The sequence below is a fragment of the Rickettsia asembonensis genome (genome assembly GCF_000828125.2).
GTDB lineage: Bacteria > Pseudomonadota > Alphaproteobacteria > Rickettsiales > Rickettsiaceae > Rickettsia > Rickettsia asembonensis.
Window position 1 is genome coordinate 1 of the sequence record NZ_JWSW01000044.1, and the last position, 8,253, is coordinate 8,253.

An 8,253-nucleotide genomic window follows, 5' to 3' on the forward strand; every position below is an offset into this window, starting at 1 on the left:
TTATCTTATCTCTCAACACTTCCCTTTTAGAATTTTTAAAGGATATATCTTATAACTTAATGCTGCTACTATTATTATACTTATAAGTTCTATTATAGATAATTTGAAATTTTGTTTTATAACTTGTTCAGGAGTACAGTTAAATTTGGTTACAAGAATGTCGCCGCAATAAATATATGCAAAATAAAAACATACAGGCCATGCACAATCCATTATAAATAGAGCTATTGCTGTCTTTTTATTAATTATTTTCTTTCCAAATAGGATTATTTTCTAATACTTTTATATCCATATTAGCTTTTTCAAAAGTTTTAAGTAATTTAAGCTTTGCATTAGCAAATTCAGGAGTTTCTTGTAATGCGGTTCTTGCTAATGTTCCTACAACGGCAATAATTGCACCGATACCAAATGCATAACGCCAATTAAAGCCATAAGAAGTAACAATAGTAGCAACCCCTAAAGCTGCGAAAGTTCCTACAGTAGCGAAAACCGTAGCTAAGGCTACAATAGGATATTGTATTGGAGGCTTAGTAAACTCGGTTAAATAAACTTCTGTTCCTATTACCTCTCCGAGGACATACCTTGAACAATTATTATAATAGAAGCTGTTATACCAATTTCATTGTAAGTAGGAAGTAGTGCCATTACTATGCACGAAGTAGCCATCATCATAGTTGTTATAACTACTGTAGTTTTTCGCCCATATGTATCGCCTAAATATCCGAAAACGAGAGCTCCGAGCGGTCTAAAGATAAAAGTAGCACATAAAACTGCTATAGAGTAAAACGAAGTAGCATAAGCATCAGCTTTTGGGAAAAAAGCTCATTAAGAAGTACGGACATATGGACATAAAGCATAAGATCAAAATATTCCAATAAGGTTCCTACAGATAACAACCCTACAGCTTGTTTTTGTTCTTTTGTTAAACTTCTTTGTTCTTTTTCGTAGCCTAGCATAATTCTTGTATAAAAAATTAAATTGTAAAAAGAATTATACTGTTTTGTATAAAAGTCAATAAAGGATTTTATATGTTTAAATAGATTAATAATATTTCCTAATTCTTAATTACAAATTAGAGGAGTATCTAATATATTAGACCAAATTTTATCCCAACCTTTTGCATGAGAAATATTAGGAAAAGTTTGCTTTTTTACACATGGTGAGTTACTTGTTTTTACGTAAAGTTCTGCTATGAAAGGCGGGACTCTTTTGTCATCCATGCCGGAGAGATGTAATTGAGGGATATTATTAACTTGCTTTGCATAATTTATCGGGTTTAACGATTTAACTAAGTAACCACGATAATTATGATATTTATCGAATTTTTTAGTATCTAAATTACCGGCAATCGTTATAATATCTTTAACATTACTATTTTGAGCGGCAATTAATATTGTAAGCCCGCCGCCACCGGAGAAGCCGACTAAGCTAAATTTTTGTCCGTTATTGATAATATTTATGACATTGTTAATTGAATCTACGACTTCCTGTCCCATTCTTTTATCTAACCAATAATCGCTAACGCATTTTGGATTCATTTCTAAAGGAGAATATTGACAAGGTCGTGCTATATAAACAACATTCGGTCTTTTATCGATTGTAGCAAGCTTCAAGAGCATCGGATTAACAGGTGTAGGGTTGTCAGAGTTAACGCCGCCATCTGCAAGATGCCCATCTCCCTCAATATAGAATACGAAAGGTAGGTTATGGTCGGTAATACGCTGATAAGTCGTAAGAGTAAAATCACCACCGTTTACTAGCTGCATCTGAAAGTTATTTTGAGTTGCTATATCTTGCGAATGCTTTACCCTATTAGCTACATCATGAGTGGTAGAACAGCTGGATAGTAAAATAGGTACTAAAAATATTATTACCCAAATAAAATTTTTCATTACTATAAGGGCTTAAAGTTGCTAATAAGTTTTTCTAAATTTTTAGTCATAATAATATCAATTTGTCCTGAAGATTTAAGCTCTTCATCTGTTAATTCTTTTAAACCGCCACTTAAAGTAATTTGAACAATTTTATAATTTCTAGAACGCCAAAACTTTAAATAGGTATCTATATCTTTCATCCAAAACGGTGACCATTCTTGGAAAACAGTTAAGTTTGAAGAACGATCAATTAGTTTTTGGGCTCCATAAACGGCATTTTCTTCAGCACCTTCAATATCCATTTGTAAAACATCGATAGTTCTAATTTCATTTATAGAATCAATACTAACTGCTTCAACCGTTATTAATTGTTCTAAATTTTCATTTTTATCTTCTTCTGATCTGATAATATGAGCTCCACCTACATTTCCTAAAGCTTTTGCTATAAAAGCAACATTAGTATTACTTGAAAAAGCTGCCTTAGGATATAAAGTAACATTTTCTGCATTGTTTAAAAATAAATTTATACGCAAAAACTTTAAGATTTTAGGATTTTGGTTCAAAAATAAAAACTTTTCCGTCGTTACCTATTAATTTGCTTATTAGAGTTGCATGAATACCTATATGTCCTCGCAATACTAGAACCTTATCTTTAGGTTTTAGTATTTGCGATAATGCATTTAGAATATTAATTTTTTGAGATTTCTAAAACGGTATTTCGTCGTCTAAGTCGCTATGGTCAAAGGAATGATTTTTAGCTTCAGGATGTTTATATTCGCTATGCCCTGAATCTTGAGTATGATTATTAGAGTTTTTACTATCTAATAATATTAATTGTGAATTAAAATTTTGTAACACAACTTCCGTAGTATATTTTTCTTGACCTGAATTATCATTCCACTTACGGGTTTGCAATGAACCTTCAATATATAATTTACTACCTTTTGTGACATAGCGTTCTACAACAGATACTAACCCTTCGCTAAATATCACTACTCTATGCCATTCAGTTCGTTCTTTTCGTTCGCTGGTAATGCGATCTTTCCAAGTTTCGGTTGTTGCTAAGGAAAGATTAATGATTTTTTTCCCTTCGCCCGTAGTTCTAATTTCCGGATCACGCCCTACATTACCTATTAATATTACTTTATTTAAACTACCTGCCATAGATTACTACCTATTTTAAAATATTATTATTGCAATAATAAAATAAAAGAGCCTATAATACTACAGGTTTTTTAAAAAATATCTTAAAATTTTTCAGTAAAGGTAATATGAACCAAGAATATATTAAGGTACGCGGTGCTAAAGAGCATAATCTAAAAAATATAAATGTTGATATTCCAAGGAATAAATTTGTTGTTATCACCGGGCTTAGTGGTTCAGGCAAGTCTTCTTTAGCTTTTGATACTATTTATGCAGAAGGTCAAAGGCGATATGTTGAAAGCTTATCTTCATATGCAAGGCAATTCTTGCATTTACAAAATAAACCGAATGTGGAATCTATTTCCGGATTATCGCCTGCTATTGCAATTGACCAAAAAACTACTTCTAAAAATCCTCGTTCTACGGTTGGAACTATAACGGAAATTTACGATTACCTTAGGTTATTATATGCAAGGGTGGGTATTCCTTACTCTCCGGCAACCGGTCTTCCAATACATAGCCAAACGGTTTCTGAGATGGTAGATATAATTAATGAACTACCTAAAGGCACGAAAGTATATTTACTTGCTCCTATTGTTAGAGGACATAAGGGGGAGTTCAAACGTGAAATTATGAATCTGAAAAAGCAAGGCTTTCAGAAATTAATAGTTAACGGTGAAGTTTGTGAAATTGATGATTTACCGAAACTTGATAAAAATAAGAAGCATAATATAGAAGTCATCGTTGATAGAATAGTTCTAGACGAAAGTTTAGGTAATAGGCTTGCAGATAGCTTAGAGAGTTCGTTAAATCTTGCCGAAGGTATTACTTATTTAGAAATTGTAGAATTGCCGCCGGCAGTTAAGACCGAATTTGAAAAAAATCAACGTATTACTTTTTCCGAAAAATATTCTTGTCCGGTATCGGGTTTTCAGCTTACTGAAATAGAACCTCGAATTTTTTCTTTTAACAGTCCTTTTGGAGCATGTCCTAAATGTGAAGGAATAGGTAAGGAGTTTTTCTTTGATGGAGACTTAATTGTTCCGGATCAAAGAATTTCTATTAAAGACGGTGCAATAGTACCTTGGGGTAGCACATCTTCTAAATTTATCCTAGAGACATTAAAGGCTCTTGCCGATCATTATAAATTTTCTATTGAAGTACCTTTTGTAAGTTTATCACAAAATGTTAAGGATATTTTATTTGAAGGTTCAGGAGAAGAGGCAATAAAATTTGAATTTCACGACGGTTCTAAAACGCAAATAATAAAACAACCTTTTGCCGGTATAATACCAAGTTTGCAGGAAAAGGAACGTACTATAGAATCGGTTTTAATTAAAGAAGAACTAGCTAAATTTAAGTCAGAACATAAATGTACTGCCTGCTCAGGGTTTAGATTAAAAGACGAAGCATTATGCGTTAAAATAGTGAATTTTCATATAGGCGAAGTAGCAGGTATGAGTATTGCGGCCTTGCAAAAATGGTTTAGTCACTTAGAAGAAAAATTAAATAAAAAGCAATTATTTATTGCTGAGCGTATACTCAAAGAAATTACTGAGAGATTAAAATTTCTTATGAATGTCGGGCTTGATTATCTAACGTTATCACGAGAAGCAGGTACTTTATCGGGAGGAGAAAGTCAGCGTATCCGTCTTGCATCTCAAATAGGATCAGGGCTTAGTGGTGTTTTATATGTACTTGATGAGCCGTCTATAGGTCTTCATCAACGAGATAATACAAGATTAATCGAAACCCTAAAAAGACTTAGAGATTTGGGTAATACCGTTTTGGTAGTCGAGCATGACGAAGAAACAATGTATGAAGCAGACCATATTATTGATATAGGGCCGGGAGCCGGTATTCACGGCGGTCGTGTTATTGCAGAAGGCAATGCAGAAGAAATAAAGAATTTTGAAGAAAGTATTACAGGTAGGTATCTAAGCGGTCGTCAAACAATCAAAGTGCCGTCTGAAACAAGAGTAGGGCATGATAATAGGTCAATTGAATTACTTGGGGCGGTTTCTAACAATTTAGATAATGTTGATATCAAAATTCCACTTGGTACTTTTACTGCTATAACGGGAGTATCGGGAAGCGGTAAATCAAGCTTGATGATTCATACTCTATATAAAGCGGCTCTAAAGCATTTAGAGCCGACTAGTAAAGTATTTCCCGGCAAATATAGAGAATTAAAAGGACTTGAATATATTGATAAAATTATCGATATTAATCAATCCCCGATAGGTAGAACTCCTCGTTCAAATCCTGCGACTTATACAGGTGCCTTTACCCATATTAGGGATTGGTTTGTGGAATTACCTGAATCAAAAGCTAGAGGGTATAAAGTAGGCAGATTTTCGTTTAACGTTAAAGGCGGTAGATGTGAAGCATGCCAAGGTGACGGGCTAATTAAAATAGAGATGCATTTTCTCCCTGACGTATATGTAAAATGTGATATTTGTAATGGTCACAGATATAATAGAGAAACACTTGAAATAAAATATAAAGGCAAATCTATTGCCGATATTTTGATGATGACGGTAGAAGATGCAATGCAATTTTTTGAGAAAATTCCGTTAATCTATGAAAAACTAATTACCTTAAATGAAGTGGGTCTAGGCTATATTAAAATCGGTCAGTCTGCTACTACTCTTTCAGGCGGTGAAGCACAACGCGTTAAGCTTGCTAAAGAATTATCAAGACGTTCAACCGGTAAAACGCTTTATATACTTGATGAACCGACTACGGGGCTACATATTGACGATATTAATAAATTGCTGAAAGTTTTACATAAACTTGTTGATATGGGTAATACCGTTTTAGTTATCGAGCATAATTTAGATGTTATAAAAACGGCAGATTATATTATTGATGTCGGTCCTGAGGGCGGTGACAAAGGCGGTAAGATAGTTGTATGCGGTACTCCTGCCGATATCGCTACTTGCGCAGAAAGCCATACCGGCAGATATTTAAAGCAATATTTGGAATAAGTCTAATGCCTATGGTCGTGGTGGTGGGTATAGAAGCCTAGAGAAGAAAGTGCATTTGAAAATTCAGAGTTAGGAGTTATTTCGTTTGGTATTCCGCTACAACATATATGACCGTTTAAGCATATCACTTGATCGGAGTTTTTTATTACGGTAAATAAATCATGAGAGATCATAAAGACCGTAATATTTAGCTTTTTACGAATCAGATTAATAAGCTGATAAAATTCCTGCTGGCTTGTTACGTCTAAAGATTGCAGCGGTTCATCTAAAATAATTAAGTCAGGATTATTAACTATTGAACATGCAAGAACTACCTTTTGAAACTGCCCTCCTGAGAGCTTAGAAATTTCTTGATCTTTTATATGTTCCAAATCAATAAATGAGTTAATCTCTTTAATATTGTTATTAAAATTACTCGGTGCTAACAAATCTAAAAATTTTTTCACCGTAATAGGTAAATCAGGGCTTAGACCGAACTTCTGCGGTACATATCCAATTTTTAATTTGGAATCAATTATAATCTCACCGCTTGTCGGTTTTTCAAGCCCAAGCATTAACCGTACTATGGTAGTTTTACCTGCACCATTAGGTCCAATTAAAGTAGTTATATTATTTTTTTTGACGGTAAAGCTAACGTTATTTATCGGCAATTTATTACCGAATTTTTTAGATACGTTACGAAACTCGATTATAGATTTTTCCAAGATAATATTTTGTGTTTAAAGTTTTACGTCATTCCTGCATGGCATCGCCCGTGTGGACCAAAAAATCCGTTCGGTGTCATCCCGTGGCTTGACCACGGTATCCAAAAAACAATAAAAATACTAATAATTTTAGTATTTTTAACTGGATCTCGCGATCAAGTCGCGGGATGACAGAGGTAAAACTGATCCACGCAACAACACCTGCTCGCAATGACGGTTTAATGCTGGTAAGCCATGACATTATGTAGAATAAATGCCGATTAATTCAGTTTCAGCTAGTAAATGTTTTTGCAAAGCTAATACTAAATTCTGCTTGTTAGCATTCTCATCAAGCTCAAGATAATCATTTAGAGCGTATAGTTTGAAAAAATAACGATGAGGTTTACCGGCAGGTGGACAAGGACCTCCGTATTTCTTTTCCTTCCAGCTATTATCTAAAATTTTAATATTGCTATCTATTTGTCCTTCTGAAAGCTCAGTAATAGAGGCAGGAATATTATATATTATCCAATGATCCCATATACCGTGCGGTGGTGCTATTTCTATTGGTGCATCAGGATCATCCATGATAAGCACAAAAGATTTAGTATCTATAGGAGCATCACTCCACTCTAAATACGGAGAAACATTCTGTCCTTTACAAGTAAATTTATCAGGAATACGCTCATTATACTTAAACGCCGTACTTGTTATTATGAAAGTCATAGGTTGCTCCTTTTATTATAACGTCATTGCGAGTAGACGTTGTTGCGTGGATCAGCTTACTCCTGTCATCCCGCGACTTGATTGCGGGATCCAGTTAAAGATACTAAAATTATTAGTATCTTTATTGTTTTTTTTGGATACCGTGGTCAAGCCACGGGATGACACCGAACGGATTTTTTGGTCCACGCAACAATGCCTCGCGGGAATGACATAGAGCACTTTTCGGTATGACGTTTTAGTTCACAACTTGCCATTGTCCGTCAGGTTGGCGGCATGCATTACCGTATGCTTTTTGTTGTTTTCCGCCTATTACAACTGTTTGAGTGTACTCACGGCAATATTGACCAGTGCTATTTCTATAAGTTTTATTAGGTGTTACGTAACCATAATTGCCGTTATCCGGATTACGCCATTCTGTACTACTACCGCTAGGAGCTGCTTCTAAAGCTCTTTGTGAGGTGAGTTCTGCAAGTCTTCTATCCTGCTCATCCATACCTGCACCTATTTGTCCACCAAGAACTGCTCCAAGTAATGCACCTACACCTACTCCGACAAGCTGTCCTTTGCCCTTACCGAATTGAGAACCAAGTAATGCACCGCCGGCACCGCCAAGAAGTGTTCCCGTACCTTGTTTATTCATGCCGCCCGGACCGTTACAGGCTTGTAACATAGAAGCTGCAAGAGCTATAATCATAATTTTAGATAATAGTTTCATATAAATTCTCTCTTATTAAATATATCTTATTAAATATATAATTTAATAAGTATATGGTTTTTAGAATTTTGTAAAGTTAAAACTAGATTCTGTAAACAAAATTTAAATTATGGGAGTGTTGA

Annotated in this window: 12 protein-coding genes; 1 reads left to right on the forward strand and 11 read right to left on the reverse strand. The window is 34.4% G+C overall.

What is annotated here, in order from left to right; genetic code table 11:
• Positions 1-241: 241 nt before the first annotated feature.
• The 6 genes from SB78_RS11545 to SB78_RS05065 form a co-directional block, all read right to left on the reverse strand.
• Positions 242-562 carry an MFS transporter gene (locus tag SB78_RS11545; RefSeq protein WP_338390882.1) on the reverse strand — a complete coding sequence of 107 codons (321 nt, stop codon included), beginning with the start codon at positions 560-562 and terminating at the stop codon, positions 242-244.
• Positions 562-777: an MFS transporter gene (locus tag SB78_RS11550; protein WP_338390883.1), complete on the reverse strand. Its 216-nt coding sequence runs from the start codon at positions 775-777 to the stop codon at positions 562-564. The genes SB78_RS11545 and SB78_RS11550 overlap by 1 nt, the downstream gene beginning before the upstream one ends.
• Positions 774-956, reverse strand: coding sequence for a hypothetical protein (locus SB78_RS11015; protein WP_241773762.1), 183 nt, complete (start codon positions 954-956; stop codon positions 774-776). Before SB78_RS11015 ends, SB78_RS11550 begins: the two co-directional genes overlap by 4 nt.
• 105 nt (positions 957-1,061) lie before the next feature.
• Positions 1,062-1,892, reverse strand: coding sequence for an alpha/beta hydrolase family protein (locus tag SB78_RS05055; protein ID WP_041079057.1), 831 nt, complete (start codon positions 1,890-1,892; stop codon positions 1,062-1,064).
• Between the two features lie 2 nt (positions 1,893-1,894).
• Positions 1,895-2,437 carry an FkbM family methyltransferase gene (locus SB78_RS05060; protein WP_041079059.1) on the reverse strand — a complete coding sequence of 181 codons (543 nt, stop codon included), beginning with the start codon at positions 2,435-2,437 and terminating at the stop codon, positions 1,895-1,897.
• Positions 2,438-2,579: 142 nt separating this feature from the next.
• Positions 2,580-3,038 carry a single-stranded DNA-binding protein gene (locus SB78_RS05065; protein WP_041079061.1) on the reverse strand — a complete coding sequence of 153 codons (459 nt, stop codon included), beginning with the start codon at positions 3,036-3,038 and terminating at the stop codon, positions 2,580-2,582.
• 107 nt (positions 3,039-3,145) lie between these two features.
• Here SB78_RS05065 and uvrA point away from each other — a divergent pair, with 107 nt between their 5' ends.
• Positions 3,146-6,007: an excinuclease ABC subunit UvrA gene (gene uvrA, locus SB78_RS05070; protein WP_041079063.1), complete on the forward strand. Its 2,862-nt coding sequence runs from the start codon at positions 3,146-3,148 to the stop codon at positions 6,005-6,007.
• A gap of 2 nt (positions 6,008-6,009) precedes the next feature.
• Here uvrA and SB78_RS05075 read toward each other — a convergent pair whose 3' ends face one another.
• The 5 genes from SB78_RS05075 to SB78_RS05085 form a co-directional block, all read right to left on the reverse strand.
• Positions 6,010-6,711, reverse strand: a complete 702-nt coding sequence (locus SB78_RS05075) for an ATP-binding cassette domain-containing protein (protein ID WP_041079065.1) — start codon at positions 6,709-6,711, stop codon at positions 6,010-6,012.
• 76 nt (positions 6,712-6,787) lie between these two features.
• A complete protein-coding gene (locus SB78_RS08240) occupies positions 6,788-6,952 on the reverse strand; it encodes a hypothetical protein (RefSeq protein WP_241773764.1) in 165 nt (54 codons plus the stop codon).
• A complete protein-coding gene (locus SB78_RS05080) occupies positions 6,952-7,416 on the reverse strand; it encodes a YbhB/YbcL family Raf kinase inhibitor-like protein (RefSeq protein WP_041079067.1) in 465 nt (154 codons plus the stop codon). The genes SB78_RS08240 and SB78_RS05080 overlap by 1 nt, the downstream gene beginning before the upstream one ends.
• Before the next feature lie 51 nt (positions 7,417-7,467).
• Complete coding sequence (locus SB78_RS09370; RefSeq protein WP_081420968.1) at positions 7,468-7,602, reverse strand: proline/betaine transporter; 135 nt, start codon at positions 7,600-7,602, stop codon at positions 7,468-7,470.
• A 49-nt stretch (positions 7,603-7,651) separates the two neighbouring features.
• Entirely contained in the window at positions 7,652-8,131 is a 480-nt protein-coding gene (locus SB78_RS05085) for an RT0821/Lpp0805 family surface protein (RefSeq protein ID WP_041079069.1), read from the reverse strand.
• Positions 8,132-8,253 lie beyond the last annotated feature (122 nt).

Excerpts from the sequence above, each read along its gene's own strand:
- SB78_RS11015 (WP_241773762.1), bottom strand. The coding sequence starts at position 956 with ATGCTAGGCTACGAAAAAGAACAAAGAAGTTTAACAAAAGAACAAAAA.
- SB78_RS05055 (WP_041079057.1), bottom strand. The coding sequence starts at position 1,892 with ATGAAAAATTTTATTTGGGTAATAATATTTTTAGTACCTATTTTACTA.
- SB78_RS05065 (WP_041079061.1), bottom strand. The coding sequence starts at position 3,038 with ATGGCAGGTAGTTTAAATAAAGTAATATTAATAGGTAATGTAGGGCGT.
- uvrA (WP_041079063.1), top strand. The coding sequence starts at position 3,146 with ATGAACCAAGAATATATTAAGGTACGCGGTGCTAAAGAGCATAATCTA.
- SB78_RS08240 (WP_241773764.1), bottom strand. The coding sequence starts at position 6,952 with ATGTCATGGCTTACCAGCATTAAACCGTCATTGCGAGCAGGTGTTGTT.
- SB78_RS05080 (WP_041079067.1), bottom strand. The coding sequence starts at position 7,416 with ATGACTTTCATAATAACAAGTACGGCGTTTAAGTATAATGAGCGTATT.
- SB78_RS05085 (WP_041079069.1), bottom strand. The coding sequence starts at position 8,131 with ATGAAACTATTATCTAAAATTATGATTATAGCTCTTGCAGCTTCTATG.